The organism is Nonomuraea longispora (assembly GCF_004348345.1).
GTDB classification, from domain to species: domain Bacteria; phylum Actinomycetota; class Actinomycetes; order Streptosporangiales; family Streptosporangiaceae; genus Nonomuraea; species Nonomuraea longispora.
In genome coordinates, this window is sequence record NZ_SMJZ01000078.1 from 1 (window position 1) to 18,920 (window position 18,920).

Here is an 18,920-nt window from a genome sequence, read left to right on the forward strand (position 1 = left end):
ATGCCGGGGAAGGCCGGAGGCTGGGCGGGCCGGAAGGCGTAGGAGCGGGTCACGGCCTCCTGCATGGCCAGCGCGGCGTAGCGGCGCAGCGCGTCGTCCTGCGCCGCCGCCAGCTCGAGGTAGGCGGCCGTGACGCCGCTCTCCAGGTGCACCGCCAGCTTGGTGGCCTGGGCGTTGCCGGAGGGCACGAACGGCAGCGCGTAGGAGGCGTCGGGCTCCGCGGGCTCGCCGCCGCGCGAGGTGATGTAGCCACGCAGCTGGTCGCGGCGTGCGCGGTGGGCGTCGAAGGCGGCGGTCATCCTGTCACGCGTCGAACCCGACGTGCGAGCCCCGAGCAGTCCGTACGCGAACAGCGCGGCGTGCTCGGCGGCCAGCGCCTTGCGCAGCTTGTCGATGTCGTTCACAACGACCTCGGCAGGGCGGCGGCGTGGGCGGCCTCGCAGGCGCCGATGCTGGCGACGAGCTGGGCCATCCCCGGCGACAGGCCGGCGAGCTGGCGGGCGCGCCGGGCCGCGGCCTTGCCCTCCAGCGCCCGCAGCCGGGCCAGCGAGGGTTTCTTCTGCGGCGCACTCGGAGTGGCCCGCCCCGACGGTGAGCCTGACGGCGAACCCGCCGCGGCGGGCGAGGTCATCGGCGCGTGTCGGCGCAGCGCGTCGACGTGCGCCTGGTGCCGCTCGCGGAACGGCACGAGCTTCTGCGCCCCGTCGGCGATCAGCGACGAGTAGAGCGCGATCGTGCTCTCCTTCTCGGCGATCAGCCCCTTCGCCAGCACGGTCTCCGGGGAGTCGGACGGCGGCGAGGAGGGTTGCGAAGGGCCGGCCGCGCTGCACGAGGTGAGGGCGGCCGCTCCGCCGGCCAGCAGGGCACGCCGGGAGAGCTGACGCGGGCGCACGGGCTTGACCTCCCACTGTTCACGGAGCAGACCGACGAGAAACCTGCTCATCGGCCTGCCGCTCGACCGCCGTGCCGCGTCGATGCCGCGGCGGCGGCCCGCCGGGCGGCTTTCTCATCGGTAGCATCGTACGGGCTGGCACCCGGATCGTTGTCAGCCGACGCTCCGCCATTCGAGCACGACGAGTGGCGCTCTTTTCGTGTCCCCGTACGGATAGGGTGTCAACTGTCGCCGCTGGCCGAGCGGCCAGGCGGCGGAGAGCCGAAGGCGAGGTCCGCCCGGCTGAGACATGACAATAGGGGAGGTCGGCATGGGCAGCGCATCATCCCGCGACCACCTGATGAAGCTCCTTGAGCCCGTGGTCAGCGCGGAGGGCCTCGACCTGGAGGACATCACGGTCACGCAGGCCGGAAAGAGACGGCTGCTGCGCGTGATCGTCGACCGGGACGGCGGGGTGAGTCTCGACCACATCGCCGACGTCAGCCAGGCGGTCTCCGCGGCGCTCGACGACACCGACGCGATGGGCCAGTCCGCCTACACGCTCGAGGTCTCCTCGCCCGGCGTCGACCGCCCGCTCACCGAGCCGCGCCACTGGCGCCGCGCGGCCAGACGGCTGGTGAAGGCCGAGATGAGAGACGGCTCCGTCGTGGAGGGCCGCATCATGGCGGCCGACGACGACGGCGTCGACCTCGACGTCGCGGGCGCCGCCCGCAGGCTTGATTACGAAGACCTGGCCCGGGGACGGGTACAAGTGGAGTTCCGCCGGATCGACGACGTCGACGGCGACGAAGGCTAAGGGGGGAGCCGTCGTGGACATCGACATGAGCGTCCTGCGCAGCCTCGAACGGGAGAAGGACATCTCCTTCGACCTGGTCGTCAAGGCGATCGAGGACGCGCTGCTGATCGCTTACTTCCGCACCGACGGCGCCGCCTCCAAGGCGCGTGCCGAGCTCGACAGGCAGAGCGGTCACGTCACGATCTGGGCCGCGGAGATCGACGACGAGGGCGAGATCGTCAGGGAATATGACGATACGCCCAGCAATTTCAGCAGGATCGCCGCCACCACCGCCAAGCAGGTCATCCTGCAGCAGCTGCGCGACGCCGAAGACGAGATCAACTTCGGTGAGTTCGCCAGCCGCGAGGGCGAGCTCGTCTCCGGCGTCATCCAGCAGGGCAAGGACCCGCGTGTGGTGCTGGTCGACCTCGGCAAGATCGAGGCCGTGCTGCCCCACGCCGAGCAGGTCCCCGGCGAGGAATACGTGCACGGCGAGCGCATCCGCGCCTACGTGGTGCAGGTGAAGAAGGGCCACAAGGGCCCGTCGGTCACCCTGTCGCGCACGCATCCCGGGCTGGTGAAGAAGCTGTTCGCACTCGAGGTGCCGGAGATCGCCGACGGCACCGTGGAGATCGCGGCGGTGGCGCGCGAGGCGGGCCACCGTACGAAGATCGCGGTCAGGTCGCGCAAGCCGGGCGTCAACGCCAAGGGCGCGTGCATCGGCCCGATGGGGTCACGGGTCCGTAACGTCATGACGGAGCTGCACGGCGAGAAGATCGATATCATCGACTGGTCGGAAGATCCGGGCGAATTCGTGGGGAATGCACTGTCCCCCGCGCGCGTTTCCCATGTTGAGGTCCTTGATCTCGACGGACGGGTGGCGCGCGTGACCGTTCCCGACTACCAGCTCTCGCTGGCCATCGGGAAAGAGGGGCAGAACGCCCGGCTCGCCGCGCGACTGACAGGATGGCGGATCGACATCCGTCCCGACACCCAAGCCGAGGATGCCGCCGGTTCCGTAGATGCGTCGACACGGTAAGCTGGAATATGGTGGCCTGGCCGCCCCACAGCGCACCTGTGTGGGCTGCAGGGTCCGCACGGCTAAGTCCGAGCTGCTCCGCCTGGTGCGGGTCGAGGACCATGTGGTTCCCGACCTGCGAGGACGGCTCCCCGGACGTGGTGCATCGCTGCATCCGTCCATGAGTTGTCTGGAGCTTGCCGAGCGTCGCCGAGCGTTCCCGCGCGCGTTCCGCGCGCCGGGGCCGCTTGACGTCTCGCGCGTGCGGGCGCACCTGGAAGGAGACCACGAAATGTCATGTAGGACGCCGAGTTGATGGGCGGAGTCAGATTGCTATGAGCGCCTGATGAGCACGCGGCGATGAAGACGTCAAGGTAGCGACGGTCCGGACGGCACAGCCAGCCTCCCGGGCCGAGTAAGGGAGTGCAGTGGCGAAGGTCCGGGTATACGAGCTCGCTAAGGAGTTCGGCGTAGAGAGCAAGGTCGTCATGGCCAAGCTCCAAGAGATGGGAGAGTTCGTCCGTTCGGCGTCCTCGACCATCGAAGCGCCGGTGGTCCGCAGGCTCACCGAAGCTCTGGGCGCATCCAAGGGTGGGCCCTCCAGAGGCGGCGGTCAGCCGTCCAGTAAACCGCAGCCCCCGAGGGCTGCCCCCCGGCAGGCCGACGGCCAGGCCGGTAACGGCGCGCAGGCGCCGACCCCCTCGCGTCCGGGTCCCAAGCCCGGTCCGCGTCCGGGCCCCGCGGGCGGCGGCCAGCCGCGTCCTGCGGTGCCCATGCCGCACCAACCGCAGCAGCAGCCCGAGGCCGCGCGCGGCGAGTCCGGCGCTCCACAGGCACGTTTCGAAAGCGGCACGCCCGCGCGTCCCGGCCCGCGGCCGGGTCCGGCGGCCCGCCCGGGTCCCAAGCCCGGTCCCGCGCCCCGTCCCGGTCCCGGAGGCGGCGGCTCCCCGCAGGCGCCGCGTTCCGGCGGCCAGTCCGGCGGCGGTCCGCGTCCAGGGCCCAAGCCCGGTCCGCGTGGTCCGCGTCCCGGAAACAACCCGTTCTCGTCCAACGCCAGCGGCATGGGCCAGTCCCGCCCGCCGCGTCCGGGAGGCAACCGCGACGGCGGCGGTCCCGGCCAGCGTGAGCGCCGTGACGGCCCGCCCCGCGACGGCGCGATCCCGCGTCCGCCGCAGGGCCGTGGCGGCGGCGAGGGCAGGCCGGGCACCGCTGGTCCGCGTCCCGGCCCGCCCGCGGGCGGCGCGCGTCCCGGTCCCGGTGCCGGCGGTCCCCGTCCCGGGGGCCCGCGTCCCAACCCGATGATGATGCCGCAGGGCCGTCCTGCCGGCCCCGGTGGTGGCGGCGGTGGCCGTCCCGGCGGCGGCGGCGGTGGCGGCGGCCGTCCGGGCGGCGGAGGCCGTCCGGGTGGCGGCGGCGGTCGTCCCGGCGGCGGTGGCGGCGGCTACGCCGGCCGTCCCGGTGGCGGCGGTGCCGGTCCGCGCACCGGCACCGGCGGTCCCGGCGGCTTCGGCGGCCGGCCTGGTGGCGGCGGTCGCGGTCGTGGCGGCGGCACCGCGGGAGCCTTCGGGCGTCCCGGTGGCCGTCCCGCGCGTGGGCGCAAGTCCAAGCGGCAGAGGCGCCAGGAGTTCGACAACATGTCGGCGCCCGCGATCGGCGGCGTGCAGGTCGCCCGTGGCAACGGCGCGACGATCCGCCTTCCGCGGGGAGCGTCGCTGTCCGACTTCGCCGACCGCATCGGCGCCAACCCCGCCGCGCTCGTGCAGATCATGCTGCACCTCGGCGAGATGGTGACGGCGACGCAGTCGGTCAACGAGGAGACGCTGCAGCTGCTCGGAGCCGAGCTCGACTACAACATCCAGGTGGTCAGCCCGGAGGAGGAGGACCGCGAGCTTCTCGAGGCCTTCGACATCGAGTTCGGCGAGGACGAGGGCGATGAGGCCGACCTGGCCGCGCGCCCGCCGGTGGTGACCGTCATGGGTCACGTCGACCACGGTAAGACCAAGCTGCTCGACGCCATCCGCAAGACCAACGTGGTGGCGCGCGAGGCGGGTGGCATCACCCAGCACATCGGCGCCTACCAGGTCTCGGCCGAGCACGAGGGCCAGGACCGCAAGGTCACCTTCATCGACACCCCGGGTCACGAGGCGTTCACCGCCATGCGTGCCCGAGGCGCGAAGTCCACCGACATCGCGGTGCTGGTGGTCGCGGCCGACGACGGCGTGAAGCCGCAGACGATCGAGGCCCTCAACCACGCCCAGGCGGCCGAGGTGCCGGTCGTGGTCGCGGTCAACAAGGTCGACAAGGAGGGCGCAGACCCCAACAAGGTGCGCGCCCAGCTCACCGAATACGGCCTGGTGGCGGAGGAATACGGCGGCTCGACCCTCTTCGTCGACATCTCGGCGAAGAACGGCACGGGCATCGACCAGCTCCTCGAGGCCATCCTGCTGACCGCGGACGCCGAGCTCGACCTGCGGGCCAACCCGTCGATGGACGCTCAGGGCATCGCGATCGAGGCGCACCTCGACCGCGGCCGTGGCCCCGTCGCGACCGTCCTGGTCCAGCGCGGCACGCTGCGGGTGGGCGACTCGATCGTGTGCGGCGAGGCCTTCGGCCGCGTCCGCGCCCTGCTCGACGACACCGGTGAGCCGGTCGAGGAGGCCACCCCGTCCCGTCCGGTCCTGGTGATGGGTCTGACGGCCGTGCCGAGCGCCGGTGACAACTTCATCGTGGTCACCGACGACCGCATGGCGCGGCAGATCGCCCAGCAGCGCGCGGCGCGCAAGCGCAGCGCCGACATGGCGAAGTCGAGCCGTCGCCGCAGCCTCGAGGACATCTTCAAGGACCTCGAGAAGGGCAGCGTCGACGAGCTCAAGCTCATCATCAAGGGCGACGTGTCCGGTTCGGTGGAGGCCCTGGAAGACGCCCTGCTCAAGATCGACGTCGGCGACGAGGTCAGGCTCCGTGTCCTGCACCGCGCGGTCGGCGCGATCACCGAGTATGACGTCAACCTGGCTGTCGCCGACGACAACGCGGTCATCATCGGCTTCAATGTCCGGCCCGAGCCCCGGGCACGCGACCTGGCCGAGCGCGAGGGCGTCGACATCCGCTACTACTCGGTCATCTACCAGGCGATCGAGGAGATCGAAGCGGCGCTCAAGGGCATGCTCAAGCCCGAGTTCGAGGAGGCCCAGCTGGGCACCGCGGAGGTTCGCGAGGTCTTCAAGGTGCCGAAGATCGGCAACGTCGCCGGTTCGCTGGTCCGCTCCGGCGTGATCGTCCGCAACAGCAAGGCCAGGGTGATCCGCGATGGCGTCGTCATCGCCGACAACCTGACCGTCTCGTCCCTGCGTCGCTTCAAGGATGACGCGACCGAGGTCCGCGAGGGCTTCGAGTGCGGCATCGGGATCGGCTACAACGATCTGCGGGTCGACGACGTGATCGAGACGTTCGAGATGCGGGAGAAGCCGCGCGTGTGACGCGCGGCCGGGCGCCCGGCGGGACATCCGCCGGGCGCCTCTCGCACGCCCTGGCCTGGTCCCCACCGCAGCAGGCCGGGCGTGCGTCCACCTCACCAGGACAAGCGGTGGTGGCCAACGATGTATGTGGGTGCTTTGACCCTGGACATCCTGCTCGGCGACGTCAGGTCGCTGAAGCAGAAGCGCTCCGCCGTACGCCCGTTGATCGCCGAGGTCCAGCGCCGTTACCCCGGCGTCGCGGTGGCCGAGACCGGCCATCTCGACCTGCACCGCAGGGCGGAGATCGGCATCGCGGTGGTCTCCGCCTCAGCGGGAAACTGCACGGAGGTGCTGGACGCCTGCGAGCGCATGGTGGCCTTCCGCCCTGAGATCGAGCTGCTGTCGGCCCGGCACCGGCTCTACACCGACGAAGACTGAACGACTGCACGGCCAGGTCGTGCGTGAGGGGGAGCGAACCATGGTGGATGCCGCACGAGCGCGCAAGCTCGCCGACCGCATCCAGCAGATCGTCGCCGAGATGCTGGAGCGCCGGATCAAGGATCCGCGCCTGGGCTTCGTCACCGTGACCGACACGCGCATCACCGCTGACCTGCGTGAGGCGACGGTGTTCTACACGGTGTTCGGCTCGGAGGCCGAGCGGGCCGACAGCGCTGCGGCCCTCGAGAGCGCCAAGGGCATCATCCGCTCCGAGGTCGGACGCCAGACCGGCGTCCGGTTCACCCCCACGCTGACGTTCAAGCACGACCCGCTGCCCGACAGCGCGCGCCAGCTCGACGATCTGATCAGCGCCGCCAGGGCGCGCGACGCCGAGGTGGCGCGGCAGGCCAGGAGCGCCTCCTACGCGGGTGAGGCCGACCCCTACCGCAAGCCCGACGAGGGCGACGACGGGGGTGCCACGGGCAGGGACGACCAGGCGTGACGCCCGACGTTCGCGACAGGGCCGAGCCGCCGCGGGTCAACGGGCGGCCGCCGGACGAGTGCGCGGTCCCCGAGGCGGCGTGGAGCCGGGCGCTGCACCTGATCCGGCAGGCCGACGAGGTGGCGATGGCCTGCCACGTGACCCCCGACGGCGACGCGCTCGGCTCGATGCTGGCCGTCGCCTTTACGCTGCGCTCGATGGGCAAGCGGGTGGTGACGTCGTTCGGCGACCACCATTTCGTCGTGCCGCGGCTGCTGCGCTTCCTGCCGGGCCAGGAGATGCTGGTGCCGCCGGAGGAGTTCCCCGAGTCCCCCGACCTGATGGTCACGTTCGACTCGTCGACGTTCCAGCGGCTGGGGCTCCTGGGCGCCAGCACCGCCAGGGCACGCGAGGTCATCGTGGTCGACCACCACCCCTCCAACGAGGGTGAGTTCGGCACGCTCAGCCTCATCGACTCCACGGCCGCGGCCACGGCCATGCTGGCCGAGGAGCTGATCTACCGGCTCGGCGGGCAGCTCGACCGCGACATCGCCACCTGCCTGTACGCCGGCCTGGTGACCGACACCGGGTCGTTCCGTTACTCCACGACCACGCCCGCCGTGCACCACATGGCTGCCAGACTGGTCGCCACCGGGCTGCGTACCGACGAGATCGCCCGCGAGTTGTGGGACCGTTCCCCGTTCGGCTACCTCAAGGTGCTCGCCGGGGCGCTGGCGCGGGTGACGCTGGAGGACGGGCTCGTGTGGACGTACGTCTCCCAGGTCGACCGGGCCGCGTACGGACTGCCCTACTCCGAGCTCGAAGGCGTCATCGACATCCTGCGCCGGACCGACGAGGCCGAGGTCTCGGTGGTGCTCAAGGAGGACGACCAGGGCTACTGGCAGGTTTCGACCCGGTCCAAGGGCAACGTCGACGTGGCCGCCGTGTGCGCGGCGCTGGGCGGCGGCGGGCACCACAACGCGGCCGGCTACACCTCCCAGGACAGCGTGAAGGACACCATGGTGAAGTTCCGGCGAGAGCTGAGGAAGGCCTGATGGCCCAGAGCGGTCTGATCATCGTCGACAAGCCGGCCGGCTGGACGTCCCACGACGTGGTGGCCAAGATGCGGCGCGTGGCGGGCACCCGGAGGGTGGGGCACGCGGGCACGCTCGACCCGATGGCGACGGGCGTGCTGGTGGTCGGCGTGGAGAAGGCGACCAGGCTGCTCGGTCATCTGGCGCTGACGGAGAAGGTCTACGAAGCCACCATCCGGCTCGGCGTGAGCACCAACACCGACGACGCCGAGGGCGAGGTCACCGCCACCGCGTCGGCCTCCGGTGTCGCCGAGACCGAGATCCACAAGGGCGCCACCGCGCTGACGGGCGCGATCATGCAGATCCCGCCGCAGGTCAGTGCGATCAAGGTCAACGGGCAGCGGGCCTACAAGAAGGCGCGTGCGGGCGAGGCGGTCGAGCTGCAGGCCAGGCCGGTGACCGTGAGCGAGTTCGCGGTGCTGGACATCAGGGCCGGAGACGACGTCGTGGACGTCGACGCGGTCGTGACCTGCTCCAGCGGCACCTACATCCGGGCGCTGGCCCGCGACCTCGGGGCGGAGCTCGGGGTCGGCGGCCACCTGACGCGGCTGCGGCGCACCAGGGTGGGCCCCTACGACCTGTCGCTGGCCAGGACGGTCGAGCAGCTCGCCGAGGCGTGCGAGATCCTGCCGATCGGCGCGGCGGTCGCGGCGGTCTTCCCGCGCAGAGACGTCACCGCGGAGGAGGCCCGGGTGATCGGGCACGGCGGCCGGCTGCCCGCCGCCGGCCTCGGCTCCGGCCCGATCGGTGTGTTCGGGCCCGACGGTGAGCTGCTCGCGCTCGTGGAGGAGAAGGGCGCGCTGGCCAAGCCGCTCGCCGTCTTCGCGGGATGAGCTCGGGTGGCTCGGGTGAGTGGGCGTGAGCGCGGCCGGCGCGCTCAGCCGGGTTTGCGGGCGACGATGATGTCGCGCATGATCGCCTGGTCGACCCAGTGCTCGAAGTCGGGATAGTCCATCACGTCGAGGCCCGCGCCGGTGAGAAGCCTGGCCAGCTCGGCGCGCTTGCCGCCGTAGGTGTTCCAGGCGATGCCCATCGCGCCGCCGGGGCGCAGCAGCTCGGTCCAGCCCGGTACGGCCTTGTCCAGCAACTCCATGGGGCTGCGTGACAACCCGCCGCCGCCCTTGCTGCCGTGCTGGACGCCGTAGGGGGCGTCGGTCGCCACGACGTCGAAGGAGCGCGGCTTGAAGAACTCGCGGCTCTTGAGCGTGTCGGCGTGAACCACGGTCAGGCGCTGCACGTCGCCGGCTCTGAACGCCTCTTTCGACAGCCCGAACGTGACGTTGAGCCGCCGCCCCGCCAGCGCCCGCTCGCGGCGCACCGGCACGGTCTCGGCGGTGTGCTTGAGCCGTTTGTTGCGCAGCCAGGTCTTGATGAAGCCGGTGTAGGCCTCGAAGTCCTTGCCGTCGACGTCGAGGCCGTAGGCGTCGTAGCCGTACATGAGGGCCTGGTTGAGGGTGGTGCCGCGGCCGCACATCGGGTCGAACACCGCCAGCCGCTCGCCCAGCCCCTTGCGGGTGGCGAGCGCTGTGACGTTGAGCAGCAGCTTGGTGAAGTGCTCGTTGGTCTTGCCGGCGTATTTCTGGATGGTGATCAGGTCGCTGCTGAGCCGGTCGAGCCGGTGCACGGGCAGCGGCCTGAGCAGCTCGCCCTCCACGCCGAACAGGGCGTAGACGGAGGAGAGGTTGGACAGCAGCGCGAGGTGCGCCCGGCTCAGCGGCTCGGCCGTCTCGAACGTCACGTAGGGGACGCCGCCGATGGTGGTCTCGTCGCTGCCCAGGACCTGCCCGCCCAGCCCGCGCGCGCTGAAGACGGCCAGCTCGTTGCGGGTCAGCCGGACGGAGCTCTCGGCGTAGACCCGGTTGAAGGCAGGCAGGACCAGCAGCGCGTAACGAGGCACGATGCCCGATCCTATCCGCTGACGGGAGGCGGACGGCTGCACGAGCCGGTACGGTGACAACCCCCTGGGTTGCGGGGGACAGTGACGCCCATGGCAGGCTTGGGTGCGGTTGATCCGTGACGAGCGAATGGGGCCTGGTGTGCAGGGTTCGGGAAGGTCTGTCGTCACCATCGGCGTGTTCGACGGGGTGCACCGCGGCCACCGGCGGGTGATCGAGCGCGCGGTCGCCATCGCGCGCGAGCGCGGGTTGCGGAGCGTCGCCGTCACCTTCGAGCCGCACCCTGAGGAGCTCGTACGCCCGGGGACGCGCCCGCACCGGCTCACCAGCCTGCGGCGCAGGGGCGAGCTGCTGGCCGGGCTGGGCGTCGACGAGGTCGACGTGGTGGAGTTCACGCCGGCGCTGCAGCGCACCAGCCCTGACGACTTCGTCCAGAGCGTGGCGGTCGAGCGGTTTCGGGCCGCGGTCGTGGTCGTGGGGGAGGATTTCGTGTTCGGGCACAAAGCCAGCGGAGATGTCCAGACATTGCGGACGCTGGGCGATAAGTATGACTTCGAAGTGGAGGCCGTGCGCCTGCTCGAACACGTCTCCTCGACCGCCATCCGCGAACAGCTCGCGGCCGGCGACGTCGAAGGCGCGCGCGAGCGGCTCGGGCGGCCGCACCGCGTGGAGGGCGTGGTCGTGCGCGGCTACCAGCGGGGGCGGCAACTCGGCTTCCCGACCGCCAACGTGGAGACGCCGCCGCACACCGCGATCCCGGCAGACGGGGTCTACGCGGGCTGGCTGGAGTGCGTGCCCGTCGCCAACCTGCCCGCGCTCTACGAGGGCGAGCGGTGGCCGGCGGCCATCTCGGTCGGCACCAACCCGACGTTCGAGGGCGTGCCGCGCACCGTCGAGGCGTACGCGCTCGACCGTGACGACCTTGAGTTGTACGGCGCGCACGTCGCGGTCGAGTTCGCGGCACGGCTGCGCGGCAACACCCGTTTCGAGTCCATCGAGGCGCTGATCGCCCAGATCCACGCCGACGTCGACGCCACCCGGAGGATCATCGGCTGACCGCCTCCCACCGCCCTGCATGTCCCGCGTCGCGAGTGTCCCGACGACCCCGCCCAAGGTGGTAACCTTGCATGTCGGCTCTGTAGCGGCGGCGCTGCGCGCTGCCCATGAAGGCCTTCACGCGGCGACTGTAGGCACGCACGGTCGTTCGCACACTCACATCAGTCGTGCGTGCCCGTAGCTCAAAGGAGAGCCGTGTCCCTCGACACCGCTGCCAAGAAGTCCATCATCAGTGAATACGCGACGACCGAAGGCGACACCGGGTCGCCCGAGGTCCAGATCGCTCTGCTCAGCAAGCGCATCAGCGAGCTCACCGAGCACCTGAAGACGCACAAGCACGACCACCACAGCCGTCGTGGCCTGCTGCTGCTCGTCGGTCGCCGGCGTCGCCTGCTGAAATACCTGCAGAAGGTCGACATCCAGCGCTACCGGTCGCTCATCGAGCGGCTCGGCCTGCGCCGATAGCATGAAGGGAGCGGCCCCGTGCCGCTCCCTTCGCATATGGCCCAAGGCCATAGGGCCGGGCGCGTGGCGAGGTTCACATACCCGCCGCGCCCGGCGTACAACTGAAGATCCGAGACACACAGCCCCCGCGTCCGCTTAGCACCTTGCGACCCGCGACGCCTGCGGGCCGGTCCTCGGTAGTGGCTTCCGGTAGGAAAGACCGGGTGCTTCGATCGAAGACCGGCGCTGCACCTAACGAGGGTGCCGGTGAGAAAAGGGCGCGGGAGACCGACCACAAGGAGGTCCCCCGTGGAGGGTGTCCACACTGCTGAAGCCGTCATAGACAACGGCTCTTTCGGCACGCGCACGATCCGGTTCGAGACCGGTCGCCTCGCACGCCAGGCGGCGGGTTCCGCCGTCGCCTACCTCGACAACGACACGATGGTGCTCTCAGCGACCACCGCGTCCAAGTCACCCAAGGAGAACCTCGACTTCTTCCCGCTCACGGTCGACGTCGAAGAGCGCATGTACGCCGCGGGCCGCATCCCCGGCTCGTTCTTCCGCCGTGAGGGCCGTCCTTCCGAGGACGCCATCCTCACCTGCCGCCTGATCGACCGGCCGCTGCGCCCGTCGTTCGTCAAGGGGCTGCGCAACGAGATCCAGGTCGTCGCCACCGTGATGGCCCTCAACCCCGACCACCTCTACGACGTGGTGGCGATCAACGCCGCGTCGTTGTCCACCCAGCTCGCGGGCCTGCCGTTCTCCGGCCCGATCGGCGGCGTGCGCGTCGCGCTGATCGACGGCCAGTGGGTGGCCTTCCCGACCCACCACGAGCTGGAGCGGGCCACGTTCGACATGGTCGTGGCGGGCCGCGTGCTCGCCGACGGCGACGTCGCGATCATGATGGTCGAGGCCGAGTCCACGAAGGACACGATCAAGCTGGTCGCCGAAGGCGCGGTCGCGCCGACCGAGGAGACCGTCGCCCAGGGCCTCGACGCCGCCAAGCCCTTCATCAAGGTGCTCTGCGAGGCGCAGTCGCGCATCGCGCGGGTCGCGGCCAAGGAGACGGCCGAATACCCGCTCTTCCTCGACTACCAGGACGACGTCTACGACGCGGTCGAGGCCGCGGTGAAGACCGAGCTGGCCGCCGCGCTGACCATCGCCGGCAAGCAGGAGCGCGAGAGCGAGCTCGACAAGGTCAAGGCACTGGCCGCCGAGAAGCTCCTGCCCGAGTTCGAGGGGCGCGAGAAGGAGATCTCCGCAGCGTTCCGCTCGGTGATGAAGAAGCTCATGCGCGAGCGCGTCGTCAAGGAGGGCGTCCGCATCGACGGACGCGGCACCAAGGACATCCGCGCCCTGTCGGCCGAGGTCCACGTGGTGCCCCGGGTGCACGGCTCGGCGCTGTTCGAGCGTGGCGAGACCCAGATCATGGGCATCACGACGCTCAACATGCTGCGCATGGAGCAGGTCATCGACACGCTCAACCCCGAGCGGACCAAGCGCTACATGCACAACTACAATTTCCCGCCCTATTCGACCGGTGAGACCGGCCGGGTGGGCTCGCCCAAGCGCCGCGAGATCGGCCACGGCGCGCTCGCCGAGCGGGCGCTGATCCCGGTGCTCCCCACGCGCGAGGAGTTCCCGTACGCCATCCGCCAGGTCTCCGAGGCGCTCGGCTCCAACGGCTCCACCTCGATGGGCTCGGTCTGCGCCTCCACGATGGCGCTGCTCGACGCCGGCGTGCCGCTCAAGGAGATGGTCGCGGGCATCGCGATGGGTTTGATCGGCGAGGGCGACACCTACGTCACGCTGACCGACATCCTCGGCGCCGAGGACGCCATGGGCGACATGGACTTCAAGGTCGCCGGCACCAAGGACGTCATCACCGCGCTCCAGCTCGACACCAAGCTCGACGGCATCCCCGCCTCGGTGCTGGCCGGCGCGCTCAAGCAGGCCAAGGGCGCCCGCCTGGCGATCCTCGACGTGATGCAGGAGGCGATCGACTCCCCGGCGGAGATGAACCCGACCGCGCCGCGCATCATCACGATCAAGGTCCCGGTCGACAAGATCGGCGAGGTCATCGGCCCGAAGGGCAAGATGATCAACCAGATCCAGGACGACACGGGCGCCGAGATCACCATCGAGGACGACGGCACGATCTACATCGGCGCCACCGACGGCCCGTCCGCCGAGGCGGCCCGGTCGGCGATCAACGCCATCGCCAACCCGCACATGCCTGAGGTCGGCGAGCGTTACCTCGGCACGGTCGTCAAGATCGCGGCCTTCGGTTCGTTCATCTCGCTCATGCCCGGCAAGGACGGCCTGCTGCACGTCTCCCAGATCCGCAAGCTGCACGGCGGCAAGCGCATCGAGAACGTCGAGGACGTGATGAGCGTCGGCGAGAAGATCCAGGTTGAGATCGCCGAGATCGACGGCCGGGGCAAGCTCTCCCTGGTGCCGGTCGAGGTCATCGAGCGCGAGGCCGCCGAGAAGGAGGCCAAGGCCGCCGCCGGCGACTCCGCCGAGGACGGCGACGCAGCTCCCGAGCAGCCCGCGCAGGGCGCCGACGACCGCCCCGAGCGGCCCCGCCGCACCCGCACCCGCGTGCGCAGCAGCCGCAACGAGGGGGACGACCGCAACTCGTGAGCGAGCTCAGCCAGGCAACCATCATCAGCGGCGTCGTGCTGACGAAGGAGGCTTCGTGAGCACGACCACGCTGCACCCAGGCAAAGACGGCGCCGGGGTGGTGAGGCGCACCGTTCTGCCCGGTGGGTTGCGCGTGGTGACCGAGACCATGCCGACCGTGCGCAGCGTCGCGGTCGGCATGTGGGTCGGCATCGGCTCGCGTGACGAGGCCCCCGAGCACATGGGCGCCACCCATTTCCTCGAACACCTGCTGTTCAAGGGCACCCCCACGCGCGACGCCATGGAGATCTCCGCCTCCGTCGAGGGCATCGGCGGTGAGATCAACGCCTTCACCGCCAAGGAGTACACCTGCTACTACGCGCGCGTCCTCGACGAGGACCTGCCGCTCGCGGTCGACGTGCTCGCCGACGTGGTGACCAGCTCGCTGGTGGCCGAGCAGGACGTCGAGTCGGAGCGCGGGGTGATCCTCGAAGAGATCGCCATGCACGACGACGACCCGTCCGACGTGGTGCACGAGCAGTTCGCCGCCGCGCTCTACGGTGACTCCCCGATCGGGCGGCCCATCCTGGGCACGGTCGATTCGATCAATGCTCTCCGGCGCGACCGGATCGCGGAGTACTACCGTCGCTACTACCGGCCCCGCCGCACGGTCGTCTCGGTCGCGGGCAACGTACGCCACGAAGAGGTCGTCGAGCTGGTCACCAGGGCCTACGAGCGGGCGGGCATGCTCGAAGGCCCGGCCGAGTTCGCGCCGCCGCGCACCAGTGGTCCCGGCGCCGAGACCCGCTCGGGCGTCACGGTGCTCGACCGGCCGACCGAACAAGCCAACCTGGTGCTCGGCACGACCGGCATGACCCGCACCGACGATCGCAGGTTCGCGCTCGGCGTGCTCAACGCCGCGCTGGGCGGCGGCATGTCGTCCCGGCTCTTCCAGGAGATCAGGGAGAAACGCGGCCTGGCCTACTCCGCCTACAGTTACACCTCGGCCTACGCCGACACCGGCCAGTTCGGCATCTACGTGGGCTGCCTGCCCTCGAAGATCGACGACGTGCTCAAGATCTGCCGTGACGAGGTGTCCAGGGTGGTGGCCGAGGGCCTGACCGACGAGGAGATCATGCGCGGCAAGGGCCAGATGCGCGGCGGTCTCGTGCTCGGCCTGGAGGACACCGGCTCGCGCATGTCACGCATCGGCAAGAACGAGCTCGTCCACGACCAGCTGATGTCGGTGGACGAGGTGCTGGCGCGCATCGAGGGCGTCACGCCCGACGAGATCTCCGAGGTGGCCGCCGACGTGCTCAACCGGCCGCTCACGCTCGCCGTGATCGGCCCGTACGGTGACAAGGACTTCACCGACGCCATCCGCTGACCGGCCCCGCAGGATCCCAGCCGTGAGGTCGGCGTCCTGCGCGGCGGGCCGGGAGGCGGATCACGGCAGGACGATAGGGTTGGCGGTGTGATCAAGGTAGGAGTGCTCGGCGCCCGCGGCCGCGTGGGCGTGGAGGTGTGCAGAGCGGTCGAGGCGGCCACCGACATGGAGCTGGTGGCCGCGCTCGACAAGGACGACTCCATCGAGGGGCTCGCGGGCGCCGAGGTGGTGGTCGACTTCACCCATCCCGACGTCGTCATGGGCAACCTCGAGTGGGCCATCGGCCACGGCGTCCACCCGGTGGTGGGCACGACGGGATTCGACGAGGGTCGGCTGGAGACCGTACGCCGATGGCTGGCGGCATCGCCGGGCACCAACTGCCTGATCGCCCCCAACTTCGGCATCGCCGCCGTGCTGATGATGCACTTCGCCCAGCGGGCGGCCCGCTATTTCGAGTCCGTCGAGATCGTGGAACTGCACCATCCCAACAAAGCCGACGCACCGTCCGGCACGGCTCGGCGTACGGCCGAGATCGTCGCTGAGGCGCGCGCCGAGGCGGGGGCGGCGCGAATGCCCGACGCCACGACCACCGCGCTCGACGGCGCGCGTGGAGCCGACGTGGAAGGTGTCCACGTGCACGCGGTGCGCCTGTCGGGGCTCATCGCCCACCAGGAGGTGCTGCTCGGCGGCGACGGCGAGATCCTGACCATCCGGCACGACACGATGAGCAGGTCCGCGTTCACGCCCGGCGTGCTGCTCGGGGTGCGAAGGGTCCGCGAGCAGCCCGGTCTCACCGTGGGGCTCGAGCCGCTGCTCGACCTCTGACCTCACGGCCGGCCGCGACCACCGGGGTCGGCGCACACGACGTGCCCACCACCGGGCGGTCGTGGGCACGTCGTGAGGAGAGGGCCCCGGCTCCGCACAGCCGGGCCTACGATCACCAAGATTAATACCCGAGGCGAGGTCCGCCCGAGACATGAGATCGTGTCGGCATGGTGCGATGGGCGGATGAGGGAGAGCTGGCCGGCCTGGTGGCCGTCGAACTGGCGGCCGACGGGCTTTTCGCCGAGGTGGACATCGTCTTCCCACCCGGTACGACCATGATCGAAGAGGTCGACGACCCCGGGAGGGTCCTCGTCGAGGGTGATCCTCCCGAAGGTTTCGCCCTGCTGGGCACGGTCGACGGCAACGTGCACCTCGACCAGCTCGCCGTGCACCCGCGCAGCATGCGCCAGGGCATCGGCGGGCGGCTGATGACGGCGGTGATCGACCACGCGCGGGCCTGCGGCGCCCCGGCCGTCACGCTGACGACCTACCGCGACGTGCCGTGGAACGCGCCGTGGTACACGCGGCACGGCTTCACGGTGCTGCCCGAGCCGGAGTGGGGGCCGCAGTTGCGCGCGCTGGTGGAGCACGAACGGGAACTCGGCATCGAGATCGCCCCCCGCGTGGTGATGCGCCGCTGATCAGCGCTCCCGCGCGAGGTAGGCGTCCACCTCCGCGAGGTAGGCGTCCTTGACGTGCCGAGGCAGCCAGGCGATCTCGAACGCGTCGCGTTCGAGCCGAGCCAGCTCGTCCCCGGTGAGCTGGAGCGCGCCCTGCAGGGCCTCCAGGTTCTCCCCGACGTACGCCCCGAAATAGGCCGGGTCGTCGGAGTTGATCGTCACGCGTACGCCGAGGTCCATCAGCTTGCGGATGCCCTCGGCCTTCATCGAGTCGGTGACGTAACCGTTGGAGATCGGGCAGCAGGTCAGCCCCATGCCGCGCTCCAGGACCACCTCCACCAGCCGCTGGTCCTCGAGGATGTTGACGCCGTGGTCGATCCGGTTGACGCCGATGTCCTCGACGGCCTGGCGGATGTGCTCGACCGCGTCGTCCTGGTCGACGTCGCAGTGCATCGTCAGGAGATAGCCCTCCTGCCTGGCCCGCTCAAAGACGGCCGCGAACTTGACCGGCGGGTTGCCCCTCTCGTCGGAGTCGAGCCCGACGCCGGCGATCCACTCCCGGTAGGGCAACGACTCCAGCAGGGTGGCCATCGCGTACTCGGCCTGGAAGTCGCGCAGGAAACACATGATGAGCTGAGCCCGCACCCCGAGCCGTGCCTCCGCCTCCATCAGCGCCCGCCGCAGCCCTCTGATCACCAGGTCGAACGGCACGCCGCGCGAGGTGTGGGCCTGCGGGTCGAAGAAGATCTCGGCGTAGCGCACGTTCTGCTCGGCGGCCTTGCGGAGGTAGGCCATGGCCAGGTCGTAGAAGTCGGGCTCGGTGCGCAGCACCCGCATGCCCTCGTAGTAGATGCGCAGGAAGGACGGCAGGCTGTCGAAGGTGTAGGCGGCCCGCATCTGCTCCACGCCCGCGTAGGGCAGCCGCAGGCCGTTGCGCCTGGCCAGCTCGAACTTGAGCTCGGGCTCCAAAGTGCCCTCGATGTGCAGGTGGAGCTCGCATTTGGGCAGACCGGCGATGAAATCCTTCACCCGCCCACCCTAGAAGATGATCGCCAGCCCCACGGCGAAGAGCAGGCCGTACGCCATCTGCAGCTTCCCCGTCTGCTGCAGCACCGCGATCAGAGCGGGGCCGACCGCCCTGTCCAGCACCGCCCTGATGGGCGGGACCGCCAGCGGCGCCGCGAGCAGCACCAGCGCGGCCCACGGCGTGATCGGGACCATGGCCAGCGCCACGAAGAACGGCACCACCTGGCAGGCGACGTAGAGGGAGCGGGTGCGCTCGGCGCCCAGGCGCACGGCCAGCGTACGCTTGCCCGCCTGGCCGTCCGTGCCGACGTCGCGCAGGTTGTTGACCACGAGCATCGAGCACGACAGCATGCCCACCGGGATCGACGCGACGAACGCCGCCCAGCTGAGCGAGCCGGTCTGCACGAAGGCCGTGCCGACCACGGGCACCACCCCGAAGAAGACGAACACGGCGACCTCGCCCAGGCCGCGGTAGCCGTACGGGTGCTTGCCCCCCGTGTAGAACCAGCCTGCCGCGATGCACGCCGCGCCCACCAGCAGGATCCACCACGCCCGCGTGACGATGACGAGGACGAGCCCCAGCACGGCCGCCACGGCGAAGCTGCCCAGCGCGGCGGTCAGCACCTGCCGGGGCGTGGCCGCCCGCGAGCCCACCAGGCGCATCGGGCCGACCCGCTGGTCGTCGGTGCCGCGGATGCCGTCGCTGTAGTCGTTGGCGTAGTTGACGCCGATCTGCAGGGAGAGCGCCACGAGCAGCGCCAGGATCGCCCGCCACCACACGAAGCCGCCTTCGCCGATGGCCACGCCGGTGCCCACCATGACAGGGACGACGGCGTTGGGGAGCGTGCGCGGGCGGGCGCCCGCGATCCACTGACCGGTGGTTGCCATG

The 18,920-nt window shown here is 70.6% G+C and carries 19 protein-coding genes; 14 read left to right on the forward strand and 5 right to left on the reverse strand.

Going from position 1 to position 18,920, the window contains the following annotated elements; genetic code table 11:
- Together E1267_RS20935 and E1267_RS20940 are read right to left on the reverse strand one after the other, a co-directional pair.
- The coding region (locus E1267_RS20935) for a ferritin-like domain-containing protein (protein WP_132334282.1) at nt 1–404 on the reverse strand (404 nt) is incomplete at its 3' end.
- Complete coding sequence (locus E1267_RS20940) at nt 401–943, reverse strand: hypothetical protein (protein WP_132334283.1); 543 nt, start codon at nt 941–943, stop codon at nt 401–403. The genes E1267_RS20940 and E1267_RS20935, both read right to left, overlap by 4 nt.
- Nucleotides 944–1,202: 259 nt before the next feature.
- Between E1267_RS20940 and rimP the strand changes: the two genes are divergently transcribed.
- The 8 genes from rimP to truB all read left to right on the forward strand — a co-directional run bounded on the left by rimP (nt 1,203) and on the right by truB (nt 8,986).
- Nucleotides 1,203–1,688 carry a ribosome maturation factor RimP gene (rimP, locus tag E1267_RS20945; protein ID WP_132334284.1) on the forward strand — a complete coding sequence of 162 codons (486 nt, stop codon included), beginning with the start codon at nt 1,203–1,205 and terminating at the stop codon, nt 1,686–1,688.
- A 25-nt stretch (nt 1,689–1,713) separates the two neighbouring features.
- On the forward strand, nt 1,714–2,706 hold the full coding sequence (gene nusA / locus E1267_RS20950) for a transcription termination factor NusA (RefSeq protein ID WP_132334310.1): 993 nt from the start codon (nt 1,714–1,716) through the stop codon (nt 2,704–2,706).
- Nucleotides 2,690–3,001, forward strand: coding sequence for a YlxR family protein (locus E1267_RS20955; RefSeq protein WP_132334285.1), 312 nt, complete (start codon nt 2,690–2,692; stop codon nt 2,999–3,001). The genes nusA and E1267_RS20955 overlap by 17 nt, the downstream gene beginning before the upstream one ends.
- A 112-nt stretch (nt 3,002–3,113) precedes the next feature.
- Nucleotides 3,114–6,161 (forward strand): translation initiation factor IF-2, encoded by a 3,048-nt coding sequence (infB, locus tag E1267_RS20960; RefSeq protein WP_132334286.1) that lies wholly within the window; start codon nt 3,114–3,116, stop codon nt 6,159–6,161.
- 120 nt (nt 6,162–6,281) lie between these two features.
- Nucleotides 6,282–6,578 carry a DUF503 domain-containing protein gene (locus tag E1267_RS20965; RefSeq protein WP_132334287.1) on the forward strand — a complete coding sequence of 99 codons (297 nt, stop codon included), beginning with the start codon at nt 6,282–6,284 and terminating at the stop codon, nt 6,576–6,578.
- A 40-nt stretch (nt 6,579–6,618) separates the two neighbouring features.
- On the forward strand, nt 6,619–7,080 hold the full coding sequence (rbfA, locus tag E1267_RS20970; protein ID WP_132334288.1) for a 30S ribosome-binding factor RbfA: 462 nt from the start codon (nt 6,619–6,621) through the stop codon (nt 7,078–7,080).
- Nucleotides 7,077–8,114 carry a DHH family phosphoesterase gene (locus E1267_RS20975; RefSeq protein WP_132334289.1) on the forward strand — a complete coding sequence of 346 codons (1,038 nt, stop codon included), beginning with the start codon at nt 7,077–7,079 and terminating at the stop codon, nt 8,112–8,114. Before rbfA ends, E1267_RS20975 begins: the two co-directional genes overlap by 4 nt.
- Complete coding sequence (gene truB, locus E1267_RS20980) at nt 8,114–8,986, forward strand: tRNA pseudouridine(55) synthase TruB (RefSeq protein ID WP_132334290.1); 873 nt, start codon at nt 8,114–8,116, stop codon at nt 8,984–8,986. The genes E1267_RS20975 and truB overlap by 1 nt, the downstream gene beginning before the upstream one ends.
- Before the next feature lie 44 nt (nt 8,987–9,030).
- Here truB and E1267_RS20985 read toward each other — a convergent pair whose 3' ends face one another.
- Nucleotides 9,031–10,050: a TRM11 family SAM-dependent methyltransferase gene (locus tag E1267_RS20985; protein ID WP_132334291.1), complete on the reverse strand. Its 1,020-nt coding sequence runs from the start codon at nt 10,048–10,050 to the stop codon at nt 9,031–9,033.
- A 127-nt stretch (nt 10,051–10,177) separates the two neighbouring features.
- Here E1267_RS20985 and E1267_RS20990 point away from each other — a divergent pair, with 127 nt between their 5' ends.
- The 6 genes from E1267_RS20990 (at nt 10,178) to E1267_RS21015 (ending at nt 17,026) form a co-directional block, all read left to right on the forward strand.
- Nucleotides 10,178–11,104 (forward strand): bifunctional riboflavin kinase/FAD synthetase, encoded by a 927-nt coding sequence (locus E1267_RS20990; protein WP_132334292.1) that lies wholly within the window; start codon nt 10,178–10,180, stop codon nt 11,102–11,104.
- Nucleotides 11,105–11,299: 195 nt separating this feature from the next.
- Nucleotides 11,300–11,569: a 30S ribosomal protein S15 gene (gene rpsO / locus E1267_RS20995; RefSeq protein ID WP_132334293.1), complete on the forward strand. Its 270-nt coding sequence runs from the start codon at nt 11,300–11,302 to the stop codon at nt 11,567–11,569.
- 288 nt (nt 11,570–11,857) lie between these two features.
- A complete protein-coding gene (locus tag E1267_RS21000) occupies nt 11,858–14,194 on the forward strand; it encodes a polyribonucleotide nucleotidyltransferase (protein ID WP_132334294.1) in 2,337 nt (778 codons plus the stop codon).
- A gap of 55 nt (nt 14,195–14,249) precedes the next feature.
- Nucleotides 14,250–15,560, forward strand: coding sequence for a M16 family metallopeptidase (locus E1267_RS21005; RefSeq protein WP_132334295.1), 1,311 nt, complete (start codon nt 14,250–14,252; stop codon nt 15,558–15,560).
- Nucleotides 15,561–15,647: 87 nt separating this feature from the next.
- On the forward strand, nt 15,648–16,385 hold the full coding sequence (dapB, locus tag E1267_RS21010) for a 4-hydroxy-tetrahydrodipicolinate reductase (RefSeq protein ID WP_132334296.1): 738 nt from the start codon (nt 15,648–15,650) through the stop codon (nt 16,383–16,385).
- 167 nt (nt 16,386–16,552) lie between these two features.
- Nucleotides 16,553–17,026 (forward strand): GNAT family N-acetyltransferase, encoded by a 474-nt coding sequence (locus E1267_RS21015; RefSeq protein ID WP_132334297.1) that lies wholly within the window; start codon nt 16,553–16,555, stop codon nt 17,024–17,026.
- Here E1267_RS21015 and E1267_RS21020 read toward each other — a convergent pair whose 3' ends face one another.
- The gene (locus tag E1267_RS21020) at nt 17,027–18,034 is read right to left on the reverse strand and encodes an adenosine deaminase (protein ID WP_132334298.1); all 1,008 of its coding nucleotides are present in this window, start codon (nt 18,032–18,034) and stop codon (nt 17,027–17,029) included. It lies immediately after the preceding gene.
- A gap of 9 nt (nt 18,035–18,043) precedes the next feature.
- Entirely contained in the window at nt 18,044–18,919 is an 876-nt protein-coding gene (locus E1267_RS21025; RefSeq protein WP_132334299.1) for a 1,4-dihydroxy-2-naphthoate polyprenyltransferase, read from the reverse strand.
- Nucleotide 18,920: the final 1 nt, after the last annotated feature.

What these genes read in the sequence shown, in the direction of transcription:
- E1267_RS20940 (WP_132334283.1), bottom strand. Translation starts at nt 943, where the DNA reads ATGAGCAGGTTTCTCGTCGGTCTGCTCCGTGAACAGTGGGAGGTCAAG.
- rimP (WP_132334284.1), top strand. Translation starts at nt 1,203, where the DNA reads ATGGGCAGCGCATCATCCCGCGACCACCTGATGAAGCTCCTTGAGCCC.
- nusA (WP_132334310.1), top strand. Translation starts at nt 1,714, where the DNA reads ATGAGCGTCCTGCGCAGCCTCGAACGGGAGAAGGACATCTCCTTCGAC.
- E1267_RS20955 (WP_132334285.1), top strand. Translation starts at nt 2,690, where the DNA reads ATGCGTCGACACGGTAAGCTGGAATATGGTGGCCTGGCCGCCCCACAG.
- E1267_RS20965 (WP_132334287.1), top strand. Translation starts at nt 6,282, where the DNA reads ATGTATGTGGGTGCTTTGACCCTGGACATCCTGCTCGGCGACGTCAGG.
- rbfA (WP_132334288.1), top strand. Translation starts at nt 6,619, where the DNA reads ATGGTGGATGCCGCACGAGCGCGCAAGCTCGCCGACCGCATCCAGCAG.
- truB (WP_132334290.1), top strand. Translation starts at nt 8,114, where the DNA reads ATGGCCCAGAGCGGTCTGATCATCGTCGACAAGCCGGCCGGCTGGACG.
- E1267_RS20990 (WP_132334292.1), top strand. Translation starts at nt 10,178, where the DNA reads ATGGGGCCTGGTGTGCAGGGTTCGGGAAGGTCTGTCGTCACCATCGGC.
- E1267_RS21015 (WP_132334297.1), top strand. Translation starts at nt 16,553, where the DNA reads ATGGTGCGATGGGCGGATGAGGGAGAGCTGGCCGGCCTGGTGGCCGTC.
- E1267_RS21025 (WP_132334299.1), bottom strand. Translation starts at nt 18,919, where the DNA reads ATGGCAACCACCGGTCAGTGGATCGCGGGCGCCCGCCCGCGCACGCTC.